General features: G+C 52.6%; 2 tRNA genes. Both read right to left on the bottom strand.

What is annotated here, in order from left to right:
* Positions 1 to 19: 19 nt before the first annotated feature.
* Positions 20 to 95, bottom strand: a tRNA-Ala gene (locus tag CCS02_RS22090).
* Between the two features lie 20 nt (positions 96 to 115).
* Positions 116 to 192 (bottom strand) — tRNA-Ile (locus CCS02_RS22085).
* Positions 193 to 213: the final 21 nt, after the last annotated feature.

Here is a 213-nt window from a genome sequence, read left to right as displayed (position 1 = left end):
ACACAGAATGATCAGTAAATGGTGGAGCTATGCGGGATCGAACCGCAGACCTCCTGCGTGCAAAGCAGGCGCTCTCCCAGCTGAGCTATAGCCCCATTACTTACTAGATCGTACTTGGTGGGTCTGGGCCGATTTGAACGGCCGACCTCACCCTTATCAGGGGTGCGCTCTAACCAACTGAGCTACAGACCCAAATACTTTCTGTGCTTCTTA

It is taken from the genome of Marinomonas sp. ef1, assembly GCF_002806845.1.
Lineage (GTDB): Bacteria > Pseudomonadota > Gammaproteobacteria > Pseudomonadales > Marinomonadaceae > Marinomonas > Marinomonas polaris.
Note: the sequence above shows the minus strand (reverse complement) of the source record. Positions and strands in the feature narration are given on the sequence as shown.